Source organism: Streptomyces sp. HUAS MG91 (assembly GCF_040529335.1).
GTDB lineage: Bacteria > Actinomycetota > Actinomycetes > Streptomycetales > Streptomycetaceae > Streptomyces > Streptomyces tabacisoli.
Genome location: NZ_CP159534.1, coordinates 7,756,474 through 7,776,918, shown reverse-complemented (window position 1 = coordinate 7,776,918; position 20,445 = coordinate 7,756,474). Strand labels below are relative to the sequence as shown.

Annotated in this window: 18 protein-coding genes and 1 pseudogene; 11 read left to right on the top strand and 8 right to left on the bottom strand. The window is 72.0% G+C overall.

Annotated features, from left to right (window positions below; translation table 11 throughout):
- Window positions 1–54: 54 nt before the first annotated feature.
- Window positions 55–249 (top strand): DUF6479 family protein, encoded by a 195-nt coding sequence (locus tag ABII15_RS35155; RefSeq protein WP_353946324.1) that lies wholly within the window; start codon window positions 55–57, stop codon window positions 247–249.
- 18 nt (window positions 250–267) lie between these two features.
- Here ABII15_RS35155 and ABII15_RS35150 read toward each other — a convergent pair whose 3' ends face one another.
- From ABII15_RS35150 to ABII15_RS35135, 4 genes are read right to left on the bottom strand one after another with little or no spacing between them, the layout of a single operon-like run.
- Window positions 268–1,596, bottom strand: a complete 1,329-nt coding sequence (locus tag ABII15_RS35150) for a cytosine permease (protein ID WP_353946323.1) — start codon at window positions 1,594–1,596, stop codon at window positions 268–270.
- Window positions 1,597–1,642: 46 nt separating this feature from the next.
- The gene (locus tag ABII15_RS35145) at window positions 1,643–3,109 is read right to left on the bottom strand and encodes a DUF1116 domain-containing protein (protein ID WP_353946322.1); all 1,467 of its coding nucleotides are present in this window, start codon (window positions 3,107–3,109) and stop codon (window positions 1,643–1,645) included.
- 2 nt (window positions 3,110–3,111) lie between these two features.
- Complete coding sequence (gene fdrA / locus ABII15_RS35140) at window positions 3,112–4,662, bottom strand: acyl-CoA synthetase FdrA (RefSeq protein ID WP_353946321.1); 1,551 nt, start codon at window positions 4,660–4,662, stop codon at window positions 3,112–3,114.
- Window positions 4,659–5,591 (bottom strand): DUF2877 domain-containing protein, encoded by a 933-nt coding sequence (locus ABII15_RS35135; RefSeq protein WP_353946320.1) that lies wholly within the window; start codon window positions 5,589–5,591, stop codon window positions 4,659–4,661. Before ABII15_RS35135 ends, fdrA begins: the two co-directional genes overlap by 4 nt.
- Window positions 5,592–5,743: 152 nt before the next feature.
- Here ABII15_RS35135 and ABII15_RS35130 point away from each other — a divergent pair, with 152 nt between their 5' ends.
- Together ABII15_RS35130 and ABII15_RS35125 are read left to right on the top strand one after the other, a co-directional pair.
- Entirely contained in the window at window positions 5,744–6,679 is a 936-nt protein-coding gene (locus ABII15_RS35130) for a carbamate kinase (RefSeq protein ID WP_353946319.1), read from the top strand.
- 99 nt (window positions 6,680–6,778) lie between these two features.
- A complete protein-coding gene (locus ABII15_RS35125; protein ID WP_353946318.1) occupies window positions 6,779–8,053 on the top strand; it encodes an MFS transporter in 1,275 nt (424 codons plus the stop codon).
- Here ABII15_RS35125 and ABII15_RS35120 read toward each other — a convergent pair.
- Window positions 8,038–8,700: a GntR family transcriptional regulator gene (locus tag ABII15_RS35120; RefSeq protein WP_353946317.1), complete on the bottom strand. Its 663-nt coding sequence runs from the start codon at window positions 8,698–8,700 to the stop codon at window positions 8,038–8,040. The genes ABII15_RS35125 and ABII15_RS35120 overlap by 16 nt on opposite strands.
- 142 nt (window positions 8,701–8,842) lie before the next feature.
- On the opposite strand from ABII15_RS35120, the gene ABII15_RS35115 reads away from it, so the two are divergent.
- The gene (locus ABII15_RS35115) at window positions 8,843–9,784 is read left to right on the top strand and encodes a zinc-binding alcohol dehydrogenase family protein (RefSeq protein WP_353946316.1); all 942 of its coding nucleotides are present in this window, start codon (window positions 8,843–8,845) and stop codon (window positions 9,782–9,784) included.
- A 50-nt stretch (window positions 9,785–9,834) separates the two neighbouring features.
- Here the strand turns inward: ABII15_RS35115 and ABII15_RS35110 are convergent, their stop codons facing one another.
- Window positions 9,835–11,355, bottom strand: a complete 1,521-nt coding sequence (locus ABII15_RS35110; RefSeq protein ID WP_353946315.1) for a catalase — start codon at window positions 11,353–11,355, stop codon at window positions 9,835–9,837.
- 367 nt (window positions 11,356–11,722) lie between these two features.
- On the opposite strand from ABII15_RS35110, the gene ABII15_RS35105 reads away from it, so the two are divergent.
- From ABII15_RS35105 to ABII15_RS35095, 3 genes and pseudogenes are all read left to right on the top strand, one after another.
- The gene (locus ABII15_RS35105; protein WP_353947301.1) at window positions 11,723–12,109 is read left to right on the top strand and encodes a phage holin family protein; all 387 of its coding nucleotides are present in this window, start codon (window positions 11,723–11,725) and stop codon (window positions 12,107–12,109) included.
- On the top strand, window positions 12,106–12,468 hold the full coding sequence (locus ABII15_RS35100; RefSeq protein ID WP_353946314.1) for a DUF3618 domain-containing protein: 363 nt from the start codon (window positions 12,106–12,108) through the stop codon (window positions 12,466–12,468). Before ABII15_RS35105 ends, ABII15_RS35100 begins: the two co-directional genes overlap by 4 nt.
- Before the next feature lie 193 nt (window positions 12,469–12,661).
- Window positions 12,662–12,793: pseudogene (locus ABII15_RS35095) on the top strand (MarR family transcriptional regulator); the annotation flags it as partial.
- A gap of 15 nt (window positions 12,794–12,808) precedes the next feature.
- Here ABII15_RS35095 and ABII15_RS35090 read toward each other — a convergent pair.
- Both ABII15_RS35090 and ABII15_RS35085 read right to left on the bottom strand, forming a co-directional pair.
- Window positions 12,809–13,933 carry a P1 family peptidase gene (locus ABII15_RS35090; RefSeq protein WP_353946313.1) on the bottom strand — a complete coding sequence of 375 codons (1,125 nt, stop codon included), beginning with the start codon at window positions 13,931–13,933 and terminating at the stop codon, window positions 12,809–12,811.
- A gap of 134 nt (window positions 13,934–14,067) precedes the next feature.
- Window positions 14,068–15,090, bottom strand: coding sequence for a LacI family DNA-binding transcriptional regulator (locus ABII15_RS35085; protein WP_353946312.1), 1,023 nt, complete (start codon window positions 15,088–15,090; stop codon window positions 14,068–14,070).
- Between the two features lie 151 nt (window positions 15,091–15,241).
- On the opposite strand from ABII15_RS35085, the gene ABII15_RS35080 reads away from it, so the two are divergent.
- The 4 genes from ABII15_RS35080 to ABII15_RS35065 all read left to right on the top strand — a co-directional run bounded on the left by ABII15_RS35080 (window position 15,242) and on the right by ABII15_RS35065 (window position 20,351).
- A complete protein-coding gene (locus ABII15_RS35080) occupies window positions 15,242–17,050 on the top strand; it encodes a sugar-binding domain-containing protein (RefSeq protein ID WP_353946311.1) in 1,809 nt (602 codons plus the stop codon).
- A gap of 93 nt (window positions 17,051–17,143) precedes the next feature.
- Window positions 17,144–18,487, top strand: a complete 1,344-nt coding sequence (locus ABII15_RS35075) for an extracellular solute-binding protein (RefSeq protein ID WP_353946310.1) — start codon at window positions 17,144–17,146, stop codon at window positions 18,485–18,487.
- Between the two features lie 18 nt (window positions 18,488–18,505).
- A complete protein-coding gene (locus ABII15_RS35070) occupies window positions 18,506–19,411 on the top strand; it encodes a sugar ABC transporter permease (protein WP_353946309.1) in 906 nt (301 codons plus the stop codon).
- 1 nt (window position 19,412) lies between these two features.
- Complete coding sequence (locus ABII15_RS35065; RefSeq protein WP_353946308.1) at window positions 19,413–20,351, top strand: carbohydrate ABC transporter permease; 939 nt, start codon at window positions 19,413–19,415, stop codon at window positions 20,349–20,351.
- Window positions 20,352–20,445: the final 94 nt, after the last annotated feature.

Genomic DNA, 20,445 nt, shown 5'->3' with positions numbered 1-20,445 from the left:
GGTGGCCTGTGCACCTGAAGTGATTGGCAGCCGTGTCGTGAGGTACAGGCAGGTATGCACACCTTGGCTGCCTCGGGCAGCGCCTCCTGGATCTTCACCGTCGTCGGCGTCCTGATCGTGATCGGCCTGCTCGTCCTGTTGTGGACGAGCAGGCGCCGCCTGGCCCGGCGTCCGAACCCGCCGCAGACGCCGCAGCCGCGGCAGGACTCCTGGCAGGAACCGGACGAGGCGCAGCGGGACGATCACTGAGCCGAGGCGGACCTTCCCCTAGGGCGTGGGCGCGGGCACGCACCGTTCGAGCACGGCGTACGCGAGGACGGCGACGACGAGGCCGGTGACGGCGTCGGAGAGCTGTGGTGCCGACCAGTGGGCGACGGCCGCGGCGCCCGCGCCGATCGCCCAGGCCCCGAACGCGGTGGGCCGCACGGCCACGGTGGCGCGGCGGTCCATCGCGGCGCGGCCGCCGCGGGCGAAGAACTGGTCGGCGATCAGGACCCCGCCCAGCGGCGGCACGAAGACGCTGAGGATCACGAGCCAGTCGAGGAAGTGGTCCCAGACGCCCGCGAGCGCGGCCGCCGTGCCGACCAGGCCCAGGACGATCGTCATCAGCCGCATCGTCCGGCCGGTCAGATGGGACCAGCCGAGCGCCCCGTTGTAGAGGCAGTGGCTGCACACCGAGCCGAGGTTGACGAAGACGAAGACCGCGGCCAGCACGTTGAGCACGCCCGAGTGTTCGCCGGTCAGGATCGGCAGGAAGTCGCCGCCGGTGACGGCCGGGGCGGCGATCGCGCCCGCCGCGACCACCAGACCGCCGGTGACCTGCGCGACGACGCTGGCGACCGGGAACGCGCTGATGGTGGCGAGGACGGCCTGCCGGCCGTTCTTCGACCAGCGGGTGAAGTCGGCGGTCATCGTGCCGGAGTCGGCGAACGTCGCCATGATCGTCGAGACGGCGGCGCCGAAGGTGAGGGTGGAGGCGCCGCCCACGCCCTCGTACGAGAAGACGGCCCCGAGATCGTGGTCGCCGGCCACGATCACCAGGGCGGTCACGCCCGCGACGACGAAGAGCGGGGCCGCGACCGCGCCCAGCCAGGACAGTGCCTTGATGCCGAGGTAGGTCAGGGCTATGAAGCCCAGCCCGGCGAGGACGGCGACCAGTCGCTCGTGCCAGCCGAACGCCTGGTGCAGCGTGGCGCCGGTGGCCCCGGTGTTGAACGCGAACCAGCCGACCACGATGGTGGCGAGGAACGCGGCGGCCACGATGTATCCGGCGCGGCCGAAGGTGCGCGTGGCCTGGAGCGAGAAGCTCTCGCCGGTGGAGCCCGCGCGGTGGCTGAGGATCCCCACGTAGACGATCATGACGAGGTTGGCCGCCGCGATGGCGGCCATCCCGCGCCAGAAGCCCAGCATGGCGACGACCACACCGCCGGGAACGGCGTTGGTCAGGATCATCGGGAATCCGAACCAGACGGCCGAGACCGTCCACAACGACTTGCGCCGGTCGGCCGGGACCGGGCTGTGCTCGTACTCGTCGTCGAGGGCCGCGGTGTCCGGCTGTGCGGCGGCGGGGTCCAGGGCGGAGTGCTGTGAGTTCATCGTGTGTGTGGGCTTCCGGGGCGGGCGCTCGCGCGCGTCAGAACCGTCAGGAGGAAGAGCCGGCGAACGTTTCGGCGAGTGCGGTGACCGCCTTGGTGAAGGCCTCGGCCGGCGGGTGCGTGATGCCCGCGCCGATCATGCCGATGCCCGCTTCCTTGTGGGCGATGGCGGTGTTGATGATCGGCAGGATGCCGGTGTCGATGACCTTGCGGACGTCGATGCCGGTGGGCAGGCCCTGGAAGTCGAGGGCGGGGATGGTGACGTTGGGGTTGCGGGTCGTGGTGATCTCGCCCATGTCCCGCGTGTACTGCGTCGCCTCGGCGACGGTGCCGCCGACGAGGGCGACGATGGCGGGCGCCGCCGACATGGCGAAGCCGCCGAAGCCGTAGGTCTCCGTGATGGCGCTGTCCCCGATGTCGAGCCCGGAGTCCTCCGGCCGGTACCCGGCGAACATGGGGCCGACCACCCGCTGCGCGGGGCCGGTGAACCACTGGCCCGGCAGGCCGGCGACGCGGATGCCGAAGTCGACGCCGTTGCGGGCCATCGTGGTGACGATCGTGGAGTGCTCGATGCCGTTCGCGGCGTCCAGGGCGGCCTTCGCCACCGCCATCCAGGTCGGCCCGGAGAAGTAGTCGGAGGACGCGACGAAGTCGAAGACCTCCTTCTTCTGCGCGGTCGTGAACGACGACTGGAGGAGGCCGGGCGCGAGGGCCTGGAAGAGCAGGAGGGTGCCCGCGCCGTTGCGGTTGTGGCACTCGTCGCCCATGTGGATCGCCTGGGACAGCAGCAGCCGCAGGTCGATGGGGCCGGTGAACTCGACGGCCTCCTTCAGCATGGGGCCGAAGACGTCCCGCATCCAGATCAGCCGCTCGACGACCGATTCGTCGTTGGCGCCCATCCGCAGGATCTTCGCCATCTGCTCGGACAGGTTGGTGTAGGCGGTGTTGCCGTGCGTCTCGTTCCTGACGATGTGCATGTACATCGACGCGGAGGTGACTCCGGCCATCGAACCGACCGTGTCCATCTCGTGGCAGGGCTTGAAGGTGATCCGGCCGGAGGCGGCGACCTCGGCGGCCTCTTCAAGGTCCTCGGCCAGGCCTTCGAAGACGAGGGCGCCGGTGACCGCGCCGCGCATCGGGCCGTTCATCCGGTCCCAGGTGATGGGCGGGCCCGCGTGCAGGATCGTGGTCGGGGTCATGCCGGGGACGACGTCGAGGGCGCGGCCGTAGCCGACGAGCATCGGGCGTGCGGCGGTGATCCGCTCGACGGCCTCGGCGTTGGCCTCCTCGATGCGGGCGGCGAGCGCGGGCTCGTCCAGGGTGTCGAGGGCGCGGGCCGCCTCGACGCTGCCGCCGCCGGGCGGGGTCCAGTCGAGGGTGGTGACCCGCGCGCCCTGGGCCGCGATGTCGGTGTCGAACATGGCGAGGCCGACGTTGACGACGTTCAGGTCGGAGCCGAACAGGGCGGCGGCGGGCGCGGCCGTCTCGGAGGTGGTCAATTCGGGGGTGCTCATGGCTACTTGGCCTTCCGGGCGATCTCGCGGGCGAACTGGCCCGTCTCGGTGGAGCTGCGGGTGACGATGACGCCCGCTGCCTCGAGGGCGGCGCTCTGGGCGGCGACGGACGGGGTGTCCAGGTCGGTGCCGAGGACGTAGGCGATCACCGGCAGGTGGCGGCCGGCCTCGGCGGCGACGCGCTGCGCCTCCTGGATGGCGGGCAGGGTGGTGCCGACCGGGTCCTCGTGGGAGCCGAAGCCCAGGACGAAGTCCAGGACGAGCGCGGCGACGGACGGGTCCTTCGCCTCCTCGACGAGCCGTTCCAGGCGCAGCGCGGGGTCGATCATCGGGTGCGGGCGGCCGTTGGTGAAGTCGTCGTCGCCGAAGTCGAGGAAGGTGTGCCCGGTGCTCGCCGCTCCGGCGGCGAGGCGGTACGCGGGGTCCTTCTGGATGTTGCTGTACACGTCGACGCCCGCGTCCCGGACCGCGTACATCGTCTCGTCGCACAGGGTGCCGCCGCAGAACAGGCCGCGCACGTGGCGCTGGCCCTCCGTGAGGCGGGCGACGACGGCGTCGGCCGCGGCCTCGGCGTCGAACTCCCCGGCGCCCGGGGCCGGTTGGACGCCCGCGTGGGCGACGGCCTGGCGGGCCGCGTCCAGGCTGGAGGCGGCGAAGTGCGCGCCCGCCGCGGTGACCGCCTCCTCGGAGCCGCCGATGAAGTAGACGACGACGGGCTTGCCCGCGGCGGCGGCCTCGGCGAGCACCTTCTTCTCGACGGACGGCGCGGGCGGCTTGGAGACCAGGACGATGACGTCGGTCGCCGGGTCGGCGGCGAGCGCGCGGATGCCGTCGGTCATCATCAGGCCGCCGACCTCCTCGCTGAGGTCGCGGCCGCCGGTGCCGATCAGTTGCGAGATGCCGCCGCCGAGCGCGTGGACGCGGACGGAGACCTCCTGCGATCCGGTGCCGGAGGCGGCGACGATGCCGACGGAGCCGGGGCGCACCTTGTTGCCGAAGCACAGGGCGACGTTGTTGATGATGGCGGTGCCGCAGTCCGGGCCCATCATGAACAGGCCCTTCTCGTGGGCGAGTTGCTTGAGGGAGACCTCGTCGGCGACGGAGACGTTGTCGCTGAACAGCATCACGTGCAGGCCACTGGTGAGGGCCTTGCGGGCCTCGCGGGCCGCGTACGCGCCGTTGACGGCGATGACCGCGAGGTTGGCCCCTTCGACGGCCTCGGCGGCGGCGGTCAGCGTACGGTAGGTGACCGCTCCGGCCCCGGCGGACGCGGGGGCCTTGCGCTGAAGCAGCTCCTCGACCCGCTCCAGCAGCGCGCCCGTGTCGGCGTCGTCGGCGGCGACGAGGACGATCATCAGGTCACCGCTGGCGGCCTCCCGGAGCTCGTCGGTGAGCAGGCCCAGGTTGTCGAGGACCCCCTTGTTCATCTCGGTACCCATGGCGGTGAAGGCCTGCTCCACCCCCTCCAGGGCATTGGCCTTGGTCGAGACGGACATCAGGGACACGGAGTCGTAGTACGTGTTCTTCCGTACGACGGCTGTGGTGGTACTCACAGCGAACCTCGCAGTTCTTCTTCCAGGTGGAGTCCGGCCACCAGGCCGGACAGGGTGTCGCTGCCCGAGGTGTGGCCGATGGCCAGCAGCCTGCGGACAGGGTCGTGCGGTGTTCGCGGCGGTGGGCCGTCGTCGGCCGACTGCCGCAGTACGTCGATGAGTTCGGCCCTGACCCGGGCGTCGGCGGCCTCGGTCAGCGTCGCGTGGGAGACGTCGGTGGTGCGTCCGCGGTGCTCGGCGAGGACGGCGCGCACGGTGGGGACGAGGCCGGTGGGCACGGCTCCGGGCAGGGCCGCGACGAAGGTGAGGCCGGTGAGGAAGTCGTCGCCGGCCGGGGTGAGGCCGGGGCCGAGCCCGAGCAGGGCGAGGACGCCGCGCCGGATCTCCGCGTCGTCCGCGCCGGTGCGCAGTGCGGTGAGCAGGATCGTGCGTCCGGCGTCGAGGGCGCGGGCGACGGCCTGTTCGAGCGGGCCCGCCCCGGGGACGGGGCCGAGCATGCCGCCGCGTGGCCCGAACTCCTGGTTGAGCCGGTCGAGCCGGTCGGCGATGCGGGCCAGGGCGCCGGGGGCGAGGTGGGCGAGCGACGGGGGCGTCGCCCGCCAGGGCCACGCGCCGGTGCTGGTCACGTGCAGGGGGCCGGTGCCGAGCGTCAGTTTTCCGGGCGCGAACGTCACGGGCTGCCCGGCGGCCAGCGGGGTGCCGGTCCAGTCGGCGAGGTCGACGACGAGGGTCCGGGGGGCGTCGCCGGTGTCGCGGGCGGCGAGCGTGACGAGCGTGCCGTCCGGGGTGAGCAGATTGACGACGCGGGTGAAGACCGAGTGGACCCGGCCCTGTCCGGTCGCGGTGCGCAGACGGTCCAGGAGTGCGGCATCACCGGAGAGCGCGGACACCGTACGCGTCCCTGCGGAGTCCTCACGGCACATCGTCATGCCCTCCTTCGGCCCGGCGTCCTGACCGGTGTGCGAGCTCTTGCGACGGTGTCCGCTACGGAACACCCACCTTGGTATACCATTCGGCGTCTCGTAGGCGAACACCTGTACCCGCATTTCTCGGCAAGCACTTCTCACCAAGGGGCATCAGCATGCGCATCGTCGTCGCTCTCGGAGGCAACGCTCTGGCCAAGCGCGGGGAACCCATGACGGCCGACCGGCTGCGCGCCAACGTGCGCGGCGCCTGCCAGGCGCTGGCCGGTCTGGCCCGCGAGCACGAGGTCGTCATCACGCACGGCAACGGCCCGCAGGTCGGCCTGCTCGCCCTGCAGAACCTCGCCTACCAGGACGTGGCGGCGTACCCGCTCGACATCCTCGGCGCCGAGACCCAGGGCATGATCGGCTACGTCATCCAGCAGGAGCTGTCCAACGCCCTGGCCGGCGAGCGCGAGGTGGCCGCCCTCGTCACCACGACCGAGGTCGACGAGGCCGACCCCGCCTTCGAGCGCCCGACCAAGCTGATCGGCCCGACCTACTCGGCGCAGGACGCCGCCGAGGCCGCGGCCGAGTATCGCTGGACGATCGCCAAGGACGGCGGCGCCTTCCGCCGCGTCGTGCCGTCCCCGCACCCGCTGCGCATCATGCAGGCACCACTGGTCAGCACGCTGCTCGACCACGGCACGCTGGTGGTGTGCGTGGGCGGCGGCGGGGTGCCGGTGCGCACCGACTCGCGGGGCCGCCAGATCGGCATGCAGGCCGTGGTGGACAAGGACGCGGCGAGCGCCGCGCTCGCCGCCGACCTGCGGGCCGACATGCTGATCATGCTCACCGACGGCGACTTCGTCAGCGAGAACTGGGGCACGCCGCAGCAGCGCGACATCCTCACCGCCTCCCCCGAGGGCCTGGCCTCCATGCGGTTCGCCGAGGGGTCGATGCAGCCGAAGGTCGAGGCCGCGGTGCGGGTGGCCCAGGCCGGCGGACGTGCCCTGATCGGCCCGCTCGACCGCCTCGACGACCTGCTGGCCCGCGAGATCGGCACCGAGATCCGGGCCGACGTGCCCGGCGACGTCGTCTTCGTCGGCGCCTGATCCACAGCCTCCGCCATTCGGTATACCAATCATCGACCGCGCCCCGCGACGCGACGGACGTCGCCGGGGCCGCACCCACAGGAGAGGAGCACCACCACGGTGCGCAGGAACCCGCCGGACGCACCCCCGTCACCCACGTCGCCGGGCCGGGCGGGCCCGCTGGCGGCGCTGCGCGCCAGCCGCGAGTTCCGCGCCCTGTGGGTCTCCAACGTGTTCTTCTTCGGCGGCGCGTGGACCCAGACGATGGTGCTGGGCTGGATCGTCTTCGACACCACCGGTTCGGAGTTCCTGCTCGCGGTCTTCACGGCGGTACGGCTCGCCCCGATGCTGCTCGGCCCGTTGGCCGGTGTGCTGTCCGACCGTCACGATCGCGTACGTTTGCTGACGATCGCCTGCGGCTGGGCGCTGGGGGCCGCCGTCGTCCTGTCGGCGCTCGAATCGACGGGGCAGGTGCCGTACTGGGCACTGGTGCTGGGCGGCCTCGCCATCGGTCTGGCGCAGTCCCCCTCGCAGCCCGCCCGGTCGGCGCTCGTCCTGTCCTTGGTCGGACGCCGCCACCTGAGCAACGCCAACGCCCTCAACGCCATGGCGATGAACATGACCCAGGTGCTGGGTCCGGCCCTGGGCGGCGCGCTGATCAGCGCCTTCGGCGCGGCGGCCGCCCTGTGGATCTCCGCCGCCTGGTACGGGCTCTCCCTCCTCGCGCTGCGGCCGCTGCGCCGGGCCCGGCTCTCGCGCGGAGCCGAACTCCCGCACGCGGACGAGTCGTTGAGGGACATGCTCGTCGGCGGGATACGGCACATCCTGCGCAGTCGGCTGGCGACGGGGGTGCTCGGTGTCACGCTCGCGGCGAACGTGCTGCTGTGGCCGGTGTACCAGGCGTTCATGCCGGTGTTCGCGCAGGAGTCGCTGGGGCTCGACGCCGACGGCCTGGGTTGGCTCCTCACCTGCAGCGGCGTCGGCGGGCTCGTCGGTTCGACCGTCATCGCCGCGCTCGGCGACTTCCCCTTCAAGGGCGGCCTGTTCGTGTTCGGCACCGCGGGCTGGGCGGCCCTGTGGGGCGCGTTCTCGTTGTCGCACCAGGTGGCGGTGTCGTTCGCGCTGATGGCGGGGATCGGTCTGCTCAGTGCCGCGTTCGGCGTCCTCCAGACGACCCTGCTGCTGATGACGACCGAACCGGCCGTGCAGGGGCGGGCGTTGGGCGTGCAGGAGCTGGCCATCGGCGTCATGCCGGTGTCCTCGCTCGTCCTCGGCGCGGCGGCCGAGTACGCGGGGGTGGCCACGACCACGTTCGTCAGTGCCCTGATCCTCGTGGCGTTCCTGGCGTGTCTCGCGCTGCGGATGCCGGCGCTGTGGCGCTACCGCGGCGTCTGAACCGGCCGGCATCGCTGGTGCGCCACGGCCTCCACCTCGCTGGTCGCCAGGTGTCGCTGCGTCAGTTCCTCGACGCGCCGCACGTCCCGTGCCTCGATCGCCCGGTACAGCTCCTCGTGCTCGTCGGCGACGGCCCCGAAGTCGTCGTGCTGGCCCAGCAGCCAGCGCATCCGGCTGCCCAGCGTCTCGTTGAGTTCGCTCAGCAGGGCGTTGTCGGCGAGGTCGGTGACCGTCTCGTGGAAGTCGGCCGCCGCGTTCCGGGCGCGGGTGCCGTCGCCCTGCGCGGCGGCGTCGAGTTCGGCGTCGAGATGGGCGCGCAGCCGGGCCAGTCCGGCCCGGGTGCGGCGCTGCGCGGCGAGCCGGAATCCCAGTACCTCCAGCGCGGAGCGCACCTCGCCGAGGTCGGCGATGTCGGAGGGCGTGAACTCGCGCACCACGGCCCAGGTGCGCGGGCGCGGTGTCACCAGGCCCTCGCCCGCCAGGTCCCGCAGGGCGTCCCGCACCGGGAGCCGGCTCACCCCCAGCTCCTGGGCGATCTCCCGCTCGACGAGCCTGCTGCCCGGCGCCCGTGTTCCCTCGATGATCTGATCGCGCAGGGTGCGCATGACACGTTCCGACTCGGGGGTGAACTCCTCAGCGCCTGTCATGCCGTCATTGTCCCATCGCAGGTCACGGCCCGGCCGAGGACCGAAGGCGGCTGGTTACAGTGGGACGACGACGGGGCGGACGAGCGGAGGACAGGGACACGTGAGCGGCACGGCACCGACGGCATCGGCATCCTCGGCGCCCATGGCGCGCACCCTGGTCCTGGAGGAGTTCGGCAGACTGCCGCGGCTCGTCGAGCGGCCCGTGCCGGCCCCGCTGCCCGGTCATACGCTGGTGCGGATGGCGGCGGCGACCGTCGCCCATCTCGACCTCAATGTCCTCGACGGCGCGTTCGGCATCCTGCCGTCGCTGCCCGCGGTGCTCGGCACCCAGGGCAGCGGCACCGTCCTCGCCTCCGGCACGCACCCCGAGGGGGCGCTGGTGCGGGTGCGCGGTGAGGGGATCGGGCTGAGCCGCGACGGCGTCTGGACCGAGTACGCGCTGCTGCCCGACGCCGCCGTCGAGGTCATGCCCGAGGGCACCGATCCCGCCGTGGCCTGCGCGTACTTCTCCCCGGTCGGGACCGCCTGGGCCGCCGTGCACCCCATCGCGCGGGTGCGGCCCGGCGAGCGGGTGCTGGTCACGGGCGCGTCCGGCGCGGTGGGCGCGGTCGCGGTGCAGCTCGCGGCGCGGGCCGGTGCCGAGGTGGTCGGCGTGGTGGGCCGCCCGGCGAAGCTGCCGCACGTGCCCGCACCGGCCGATGCGGTGCTCGCCGCGGACCTGTCCGAGGAGAGGATCGGCGGCCCGGTGGACGTCCTCGTCGACACCGTCGGCGGTCCGGTGCTGCGCAGCGCGCTGTCGCTGGTCAGGCCGCGCGGCCGGGCGGCGCTCGTGGGCTACACCGCGGGCCGTGAACTCGTCCTGGACCTGGCGGACTTCTTCCTCGCGGATGTCGCGCTGCTGCCGGTGAACATGATCAGCCGCGGTGCCGAGGTCGCCCCGGAGGTGCTGCGGCTGCTGCCGGACCTCGCCTCGGGCGCGCTGGCGCTCCCCTTCGAGCGGTACGGCATCGAGCGGCTGGCGGTCGCGGTGGAGCGGCTGCGTACGGGTGCCGCGATCGGCAAGGTGCTGCTCGACCTCGGCTGATCCCGGCCGGGCCGGAGCCGGGCCGGGATCAGCTGATCGGCCTCAGCCGCTCAGGCCTTGTCCTGCATGCCGCTGCGGGCCGGATTCGCCTGCTGATCGGCCTTGGGGTCCTTCTGGCCCGCCTTGGCGCGCACGCCCTGCTCGATGCGCTCGCCGATCGACTTGTCGATGTTCGACCAGTACGTGAACGCCCTGGCCAGGACCGGTTCGCTCACCCCGTTGAGGAGATGGCCGACGACGTTGTCCACGAGACGGTCGCGGGCCGCGTCGTCGAGGACCTCGCGCACCAGGGTGCCCGCCTGGCCCCAGTCGTCGTCCTCGGCGTGGTCGACGTAGGCCGCGCGGGTGATGTCACCGTCGGCGTGCCAGCTGGGCGGTGCGTGGCGTTCGGTGTCGGCCGCCGGGCCGCCCTTGGAGTTCGGCGCGTAGACCGGATCCTCCGTCTTGCGGAAGGCCATCGCCCCGTCCTTGGAGTACGTGCGCAGGGGCGCGACGGGGGCGTTGACGGGCAGCTGCTGGTAGTTGCCGCCGATCCGGTGCCGGTGGGCGTCGGCGTAGGAGAAGAGCCGCGCGAGCAGCATCCGGTCGGGGCTGGGGCCGATGCCCGGGACGAGGTTGTTGGGCTGGAACGCCGCCTGCTCGATCTCCGCGTGGTTGTCCGTGGGGTTGCGGTCGAGGGTCATCCGGCCGACCTCGATGAGCGGGTAGTCGCTGTGCGGCCAGACCTTGGTCAGGTCGAACGGGTTGAAGCGGTAGTCCGCGGCATCCTCGTACGGCATGACCTGCACGTGCAGCGTCCAGCTGGGGAACTCTCCGTCGCGGATGTGCTCGAAGAGGTCCCTGGTGTGGTAGTCCGTGTCCGCCGCGCACATCTGGTCACCCTCGTCCTGGGTGAAGTACTCGACGCCCTGGTCGGTCTTGAAGTGGTACTTGACCCAGAATCGCTGGCCCTGGGCATTGATCCACATGTACGTGTGCGAGGTGTAGCCGTTCATGTGGCGCCAGCTGCGCGGGATGCCGCGGTCGCCCATCAGCCAGGTGACCTGGTGGGCGGATTCCGGCGAGAGGGTCCAGAAGTCCCACTGCATGTCGTGGTCGCGGAGGTTGTTGTCCGCGCGGCGCTTCTGGGACCGGATGAAGTGCTGGAACTTCATCGGGTCCTTGATGAAGAAGACCGGGGTGTTGTTCCCCACCATGTCGTAGTTGCCCTCGGTGGTGTAGAACTTCACCGCGAATCCGCGCGGGTCGCGCCAGGTGTCGGGGCTGCCGCGCTCGCCCGCGACGGTGGAGAACCGGGCCACGAGGTCGGTGGTGGTCCCCGGCTGGAACAGGGCGGCCTTCGTGTACGCGGTGACGTCCGCCGTCACCTCGAAGCGGCCAAAGGCGCCGCTGCCCTTGGCGTGCGGCTGTCGCTCGGGAATCCGCTCCCGGTTGAACTGCGCCATCTGTTCGATCAGATAGGAGTCCTGCAGAAGAATCGGGCCACCGGCGCCGACCGTGAGCGAGTGCTCATCGCTTTCGACCGGGATCCCGGCGTCCGTGGTGGTCGCTTTGCCTGTGACGTCACTCATGGGAAACGCGTGCCTTTCGATGGGGATGTTCTCCGCGCCTCGTGGGCCTCGCCGGACGTGCGGCCTGGGGGCCCTTGCCCGAGAGGCGTCTCCTCCGCGCTCGGGGGCGTTCGGAACGCCCCGGCAGCTCTTCCATCCTGCGGCCCCTTCGGCCAGACGGCCATTTGTCAGGAATCGGATCCTGCTCGCCCCGTCCCTGAACGGGGCCACCCTCCGGCTGTCCGGGCGAGGCGTCCTTAAACGGATGGTTCCGGCTCCTGTGGGTACCCGGCCTCCCCGACGCCCTACAGAAGAGACCTACGGAAGAAAGTGGGAGGTGACCGTCGTGCCGGACACCCAGCCGCATGCCGCCACGGAAGGCCGCGACATGGGTCAGGAGCCGGTCGGTGAACTGGTCCAGCGCGCTTCGCACCAGCTCACCGAGCTCGTGCGGGGAGAGCTCAGGCTGGCCCAGGCGGAGATGAAGGAGAAGGGCAGGCGCTACGGCAGGGGCGGAGGACTGTTCGGCGGCGCCGGGGTCGTCGGTTTCCTGATGCTCCAGGCCGCGGTGGCGACCGCGATCGCCGGGCTCGCCGTCGTCTGGCCGGTATGGGCCGCCGCGCTGACCGTCACCGCCGTGCTCGGGGTGATCGCCGCCGTGCTGGCCGCCCGCGGCAAGCGCCAGTTCGGCAGGGCCGCTCCCCCGGCCCCCGCCGCGACCATCGAGAACGTGAAGGCCGACGTGGCCGAGATCAAGGAGAGTGCCCACCGATGACACAGGAGCAGCAGCCGTCGGGCGGAAAGCCGGCCGCGCCGGAGTCGGACGAGCTGCGCGAGCAGGTCGAGCGGACCCGCGCCGAGCTGGGCGACACCGTCGAGGCCCTCGCCGCGAAGGCCGACGTCAAGGCACGGGCCAAGGACCGGGCCGCGCAGGTCAAGGAGCAGGCCACCGAGACCGTGGACACGGTCAGGACGAAGGTCGCGGACGTCGCCCACCAGGCGCAGGACAAGCTGTCCGGCCCGGCAGGAACCGGGGCGGCACGGTCGGCACGGGATCCTCGTGTCATCGCCCTGGCGGCCGCCTCCGCCGGGGCGCTCGCGCTGTGGCTGGCCCGGCGGCGCCGGAAGAGGTGAGGCCGCCGAAGCGGCGAGGGCCGAACGGCCCCTGCTGCCGGCGGGGACTCCCGTCGACAATCAGGACAAGGCCCGGCCGGCGACGACAACCGTCCGGGCCACGAGGTTCGCTTCGGCAGTGAGGCGGACGCCAGCCGGGGCACCGCGGGACCACGCCGGAACACCGCGCGTGCGCGGGCCCCGGCTTTCGCACACCAACAAGGTGCTCGACGCCGCGATCGGGCTCTACCGGTCGGCCGGGTTCCAGGAGGTTCCGGCGTTCAACGACGAGCCGTACGCGCGGCTGTGGTTCGAGAAGCGCGTCACGGCGGCGGCCGCCGGCTGAACGTGCAGGGCTGGGTCACCGGGCCGGTCCGTGGACGAGCCGGGCCACCTGTTCCGTGGGCAGCGCCGGTGCGTGGTGGCCCCGTACGCCCGTGACCGGGTGCGCCGCGAACAGCGAGGCGAGGACGGCCTCTTCGGTCGCTTCGGCCGCGGCCCGGAAGAGCAGGTCCATCAGGGGGCCGTGCTCCGCGACGGCGGACGCGGCGCGGACCGGGCCGCGCGGGGTGTGCGGGGTGCGCTGGGCCGTCGACCAGGCGAGCGCGTACTCGCCGCTGCCGTGCTGGACGATGCCGCCGGTCCTGGCGAGTCCGACCGTGCTCCGCCGGGCGACGCGCCGCAGTTGCCGGGCGTCGGCCGGGGCGTCCGTGGCGAGGAGGACGACACACGAGCCGGCGCCGCGCGCGAACTCCTCCTGTTCCACGGCGTGTTCGGGGGTGAGAGCGCGGCCGACGGGGACGCCGGTGACGGTCAGGTCGGCGGCGCTGCCGAAGTTGGCCAGGACCAGCGCGCCCACGGTCCAGCGGATGCCGTCCCCGGCGTCGACGCGGCGCGAACTGGAGCCGATGCCCGCCTTCCAGCCGAAGGAGACCATGCCGGTGCCCGCGCCGACCGCCCCCTCGGCGACGGGTGCGTCGGTCGCAGCGTCGAGGGCGGCGCGCACGTGCCGGGGACGTACGTGCAGGCCGCGGATGTCGTTCAGCCAGCCGTCGTTGCACTCGAACACGGCCGGGTTGACGGTGCCGGTGGTGGTGCCGATCTCGGGGTGTCCGTCCAGCGCGTGCCGGACGAGTCCCTCGAAGGCGGCGCCGACCCCGAGGGTGTTGGTGAGGGCCAGCGGTGTCTCCAGGACGCCGAGTTCGGCGATCTGGCTGAGCCCCGCGGCCTTGCCGAAGCCGTTGACGACCTCCAGGCCCGCCGCGGGTTTGTCGCGGAACACGGAGCCGGGCGCCGGGACGACGACGGTGACCCCGGTGCGTACCGGCAGTTCGGCGTCGTCGTGGGCGAGCGTGACGTGGCCGACGCGGACGCCCGGCACGTCGGTGAGGGAGTTCGCCGGGCCGGGCGGCAGCACGCCCGGGGCGATGCCGAGGTCCCGGGGGCGGGGGCGGGGGCCGGTGGTGCGGCCGGGATGCTGTGTCATGGCGTGATACGTCGTTCCCTGCGGCTCGGTTCGGTCTCCGTCGGCGTGGGGACGATCGCGCCGGGAGCGGACGGCTGCTCAGGATCTTCCGCCACCGTGGAACGACTGTCGACCGTGCGGCGGCACCGGCGCCCTCATCCCCCGGTGCTCTCCCGCGCGATCACCTCGTGCCCGACCACGTGGTCCTGCAACGGCCCGCCGTCGGGATCGTCGATCCGGTCGACGAGCAGCGCGACCGCGGCGCGGGCGATCTCCTTCTTGTCGGGGGCCACCGTCGTCAGGGTGGGCACGCTGAACCGGGACGCCTCGATGTCGTCAAAGCCGACCACGTCGACGTCCTTCGGGACGCTGACCCCCTTCTCGTGCAGGGCCCGCAGCGCGCCGAGGGCGAGGTGGTCGTTGAGGCAGAGCAGCGCGTCCGGCGGCGTCTCCCGTTCGAGGAGCGCGGCAGCGGCGCGGGCGCCGTCCTGCCAGTGGTAGGCGTCGACCCCGATCACGAGTTCGCTGTCGAAGGGGACGTGGGCCGCCTTCAGGGCCGCCCGGTGGCCGTCCGTGCGCAGCCGGTCGGTGCCCTGCCGGCCGCGGACCCGGCCGCCGACGACCGCGATCCGGCGCCGGCCGCGCGCCAGCAGGTGTTCGGTGGCGTCGCGTGCGGCCCGTACGTTGTCGATGGCGACATGGTCCGTGCTGCCCTCCGCGGGCCGCTCGCCGAGCAGGACCACGGGCAGCCGGCGGTCGCGGGTGGCGAGGTCGCGGGGCTGGAGCGCGAGCGGGCTGAGGATGATCCCGTCGGAGAACTGGGCGTCGAAGCCGTGCAGCGCGGCCAGTTCCCGCTCGCGCGAGCCGCCGGTCTGGTGCAGCAGCACCGTTCTGCCGTGCCGGTCGGCCTCGGTCATCACGTGTTTGGCCAGCTCGGAGAAGTAGGCGACGTCGAGTTCGGGGACGGCGAGGGTGATCATGCCGGTGCGGCCCTGCCGCAGCTGGCGGCCCGCGATGTTGACCCGGTAGCCGAGGGCGTCGATCGCCTCGCGGACGGCCTCGCGGGTCCGGTCGGAGACATGCTCGAAGTTGTTGATCACGTTGGAGACCGTCTTGGGCGAGACACCCGCGTACTCCGCAACGTCCTTGATCCTGGGTCTGGCCGCCACGCTGTCCATTCCTTCCGTCTGCCGTCCGCGATCGTATCGAGCATCACGAAAAGGTTTCGGGCCGGATCCCGCCCCGCTCCGCATATTTACAACGATGTAATCGCCATGATGCCATGAGCCGCGCACCGACTGGCACCGCATTGACCCGGCAAGGAGCACCATGCCTGTCCCCCGTCCCGAGTACCCGCGCCCGCAGTTCGCCCGCGACGCCTGGCTGAATCTCAACGGAACCTGGCAGTTCGAGATCGACCGGTCCGACACCGGTCTGGAACGCGGTCTGCGGGAGCGGGAGTTGAGCGATCGCATCACCGTGCCGTTCTGCCCGGAGTCGGAGCTGTCCGGGATCGGCGAGACGGACTTCCTGGAGGCCGTCTGGTACCGGCGCACGGTCACGGTCCCGGCCGACTGGGCGGATGCCCGGGTGCTGCTGCACTTCGGCGCGGTGGACCACGACGCGACGGTGTGGGCGAACGGCACCGAGGTCGCCCGGCACCGCGGCGGCTTCACCCCCTTCACCGCGGACCTCGGTGACATCGCCGCCCCGGGCGAGGAGCTGACGCTCGTGGTGCGGGCCCGCGACACCCGGCACGGCCCGCAGGCCCGCGGCAAGCAGGCCACCTGGTTCGCGAACTCGCACTGCCACTACACCCGCACCACCGGCATCTGGCAGACGGTGTGGCTGGAGCCGGTGCCGCGCGCGGTCGCCCTGCGGCGGCCCCGGATCACCCCCGACCTGGCCTCGGGCAGCTTCCACCTGGAGCTGCCGCTGACGGGCAACGCCCCGGGCCACCGGGTGCGGGCCACCCTCGCCGACGAGCGGGGCGCGGTCGTCACCGCCGAGGCCCGCGCCGACCTGGACCTCGCCCCGCGCCTGGTCCTCGCCGTGCCCGCGGACCGGCAGCGCGTGTGGTCGCCGGCCGACCCGCACCTGTACGACCTGACCTTCGAGATCGTCGACGCCGACGGCGTGCCGGTGGACCGCGTGACGTCGTACGCCGGTCTGCGCTCGGTCTCGGTCGACGGCAAGCGGCTGCTCCTGAACGGCGAGCCCGTCTTCCAGCGGCTCGTCCTCGACCAGGGCTACTACCCGGACGGCCTGATGACCGCGCCGAACGACGCCGACCTCGTACGCGACATCGAACTCGGCCTCGCCGCGGGCTTCAACGGCGCGCGGCTGCACCAGAAGGTCTTCGAGGAGCGGTTCCTGTACCACGCGGACCGGTTGGGCTATCTGGTGTGGGGCGAGTTCGGCGACTGGGGCTGCGAGGTCGGCGTCCGCGACGACAACCAGCGGCCCGACGCGAGTTACGTCGCCCAGTGGCTGGAGGCCGTCGAGCGGGACTACTCGCACCCGTCGGTCATCGGCTGGTGCCCGCTCAACGAGACGTACCAGAACCTGCACGACCGCATCACCCAGCTCGACGACGTCACGCACGCGATGTTCCGGGCCACGAAGCAGGCCGACGGCACCCGCCCGGTGATCGACGCCTCCGGGTACGCGCACCGGGTGCCGGAGACCGACGTGTACGACTCGCACTGCTACGAGCAGGACCCGGCGGAGTTCGCGAAGATCATGAGCGGCCTCGCGGAGAACGAGCCGTACCTCAACACCGGCCCCGACGGCCGCGTCTGGTCGGTCCCGTACAACGGGCAGCCGTATTTCTGCAGCGAGTTCGGCGGCATCTGGTGGGACGCGGCGGCCGCCGCGGAGGCGGCGGGCAATGTGCTCGACGACTCCTGGGGCTACGGCGAACGGCCGCGCACGGCCGAGGAGTTCGTCGAGCGGTTCACGGGTCTCACGGGCGTCCTGCTCGACGACCCGGACATGTTCGGCTACTGCTACACGCAGCTCACGGACGTCTTCCAGGAGCGCAACGGCGTCTACCGCTTCGACCGCGGCGAGAAGGTCGACACCGCCCTGCTGCGGGCGGCCCAGCTGCGCGCGGCCGCCTTCGAGAACGCGAACTAGCCCAGCCCGTCCCTCTCATTTCTCATTTACATCGATGTATGTCCGTGGGCGGCGGTGCCGGGACGATCCCGCCGCCCACCGGGAAGGAGCCCCATGACCGGCACACCCGCCCCCGTCGGTCGCCCCGCGCTCACCAGACGGCGCGCTCTGACGGCCGCGCTCGCCGCCGGGGCCTCGGTCCTCGGCGCGGGCGCGCTCAGCGGCTGCGGCAGCGCGCTGGCCGCGGGCGACAGCACGGTCCGCCTGTGGGACCTGTTCCAGGGAGCCGACGGCGGTCTGCTCAACGAGATGGTGCGCAAGGCGCGGCCCGACATGCCGGGCACGCACATCGAGCGCACCGTCCTGGAGTGGGGCACCCCCTACTACACGAAGCTGGCCATGGCGTCGGCGGGCGGGCGCGGCCCGGACGTCGCCATCGCGCACATGTCGCGGCTGGCGGGCTACGCCCCGACCGGGCTCGTGGACCCGTGGGACATGGATCTGCTCGCCGAGTTCGGCATCCACAGGGGCGACTTCGCCGACGCGGTGTGGGAGCGAACGCAGTACGACGGCGCGACGTACGCGATCCCGCTCGACACCCACCCCTTCATCGTGTTCTTCCACCCGGAGCCGACGAAGAAGGCCGGTCTGCTGAAGGCGGACGGCACGCTGGACCTCGACGCGTTCTCGTCACCGGAGAAGTTCCTCGCCGCCGGGCGGGAGCTGGCGAAGGCGTCGGGCAAGCAGGGCATCTCCTTCGGGTACGTCAACGACCCCGCGCAGGGCTGGCGGCTCTTCTACGGTCTGTACAAGCAGACGGGCGGCACCTTCGACCTGCCGCCCGGCGGTCCCGCGAAGGTGGACCTGGACCGGATGGCCGAGGTCATCTCGTTCATGGCCAAGCTGGTCGACGGCAAGGCCAACCCCCGGCGGCTGGACTACAACGCGAGCGTCGCCGCGTTCACCAACCGGCAGACGGCGATGGCGCTGTCCGGCGAGTGGGAGCTCGGCACGTTCCGCACCGCGGACAAGAAGGTGGACGCCGCCCCCTTCCCGACGGTCTTCGGCACCCCGGCGATCTACGCCGACTCGCACTCGTTCGTGCTCCCGCACCGCGACGACCCCGACGCGGAGCACCGCCGCCGCACGCACCGGGCCGTGGCGGCGCTGCTCAAGGCGGGCCAGACCTGGGCGACCGCCGGGCACATCCCCGCGTACACGCCGGTCACCCGCACCAAGGCGTACGCCGAACTGCTGCCGCAGGCCCACTACGAGTCGGCCGCCTCGCGGGTGGTCCTCGACCCGGCGGCCTGGTTCGTCGGCGCGGGCTCCGACTTCCAGAACGCCATGTCGCAGGTGCTCCAGCAGGCCCTGCTCGACGGTCTCTCCCCGGACCGTGCGGCGCGCGCGATGGTGCGCCGCGTCAACACCTTCCTCTCCAAGCCCAGCCCGGCCTGACCTCCTGGAGGCACAACGATGTCCTCTCCCCATGCCTCACCCCGGCCGAGACCGCTGTCGTCGCGCCGGCTGCTGCCGCCGGGCCTGCTCTTCGCCCTGCCCTTCCTCGTCCTGTTCGCCGTCTTCCTGCTGTGGCCGCTCGGCGAGGGCCTGTGGATGGCGCTCACGGACAAGGCCCTGTCCGCGCACGCCCCGTCCTTCGTCGGCCTCGACAACTTCAGCGAGGCGTTCGGGGACGCGGAGATGTGGCGGGCCCTGTGGCACACCGTCCTGTTCACGCTGATCTCGACCGTCCCGCTGGTCGTGGTGGCGCTCGGCATGGCGCTGCTCGTGCACACCGGGCTGCCGGGCCAGTGGGTGTGGCGCCTGGCGTTCTTCGCGCCGTACCTGCTGCCGGTCGGCGTCGTCGGCCTGCTGTGGCTGTGGCTCTACCAGCCCGATCTCGGCGTCTACAACCACCTCCTCGGCGCCGTCGGGCTCGACCAGGTCGCCTGGCTGAGCGACGAGTCGGTGGCGCTGTGGGCGATCGCGCTGACGACCCTGTGGTGGACGGTCGGCTTCAACTTCCTGCTCTACCTGGCCGCCCTCCAGTCGATCCCCGACCACCTGTACGAGGCCGCGGCCATCGACGGCGCCGGTGCCTGGCGGCGTCTGTTCTCCATCACGCTGCCGCAGCTCGGCCGCATCACGACGGTCATCACCGTGCTGCAGCTCCTGGCCTCCCTGAAGGTCTTCGACCAGGTGTACCTGCTGACGAAGGGCGGCCCGAACAACTCGACGCGGCCGGTCGTCGAGTACATCTACGACGTCGGCTTCACCGGCTACCGGCTCGGCTACGCGTCGGCGATCAGCTACATCTTCTTCGCCCTCGTGCTGCTCGCCTCCGCCGCCCAGTTCGCCGTACTCCGCCGCCGGGAGAAGTGACATGACGACCACCACCGACGCCCCCGTCCGCCCCGCCCGGCAGCGCATCGTCCCCGTACGCCCGCCCCGGCAGCAACGGGCCGAGGGCCGGACGACCACGAACCTGACGCTCGGCGCCGGCCGCACCACGCGCGTCCTCGCGCTCGCGGTGCTCGCGGTCGCCGCCCTGATCTGGCTGCTGCCGATGGCGTGGGCGCTGCTCACGGCCTTCAAGTCGGAGGCGGACGCCAGTGATCCGGTGCACTGGATATGGCCGCGGCACGGCTTCACGTTCCAGGCGTTCAGCACCGTGTGGGAGCGCGGCGACCTGCCGCTGTGGATGCTCAACAGCCTCCTGATCTCCGTCGCCGTCACCGTGATCACCGTGCTGGTCTCCGCGATGGCCGGCTACGCCTTCTCGCGCACCCTGTTCGCCGGCCGCAAGTGGCTGTTCACGCTGACGATCGCGGCGGTGCTCGTGCCGCCGCAGATCCTGATCGTGCCCTGGTTCGAGCAGATGCTGACCCTGCATCTGCTCGACACGTACGCGGCGGTGATCCTGCCGCAGACCGTGGCACCCGTCATGGTGTTCATCCTGAAGAAGCACTTCGACTCGCTCCCCGTCGAGCTGGAGGAGGCGGCCCGGATCGACGGCGCCGGACACTGGCGGATCTTCTGGTCGGTGCTGCTCCCCCTGTCCCGGCCGATGCTCGCGGCCGTCGCGATCTTCGTGTTCATCGGGGCGTGGAACAACTTCCTGTGGCCGTTCGTGTCGACGTCCGACCCGTCCCTGATGACGCTGCCGGTCGGCATCACGACGGTGAAGGACGCGTACGGGATCCAGTACGCGCAGTCGATGGCCTCGGCGGTGCTCGCCGCGCTGCCCCTGGTCGCGGTGTTCGTCTTCTTCCAGCGGCACATCGTCAAGTCCGTGGCGACGACCGGCCTGGGCGGTCAGTAGCCTCCCGCACCAGGAACAACTCCTGGCCGGGTGTGCCTCGTTGACACCGCACCGATCCCTTCCCTACGGTCCTGAAGCTCTGGGACTTACATCG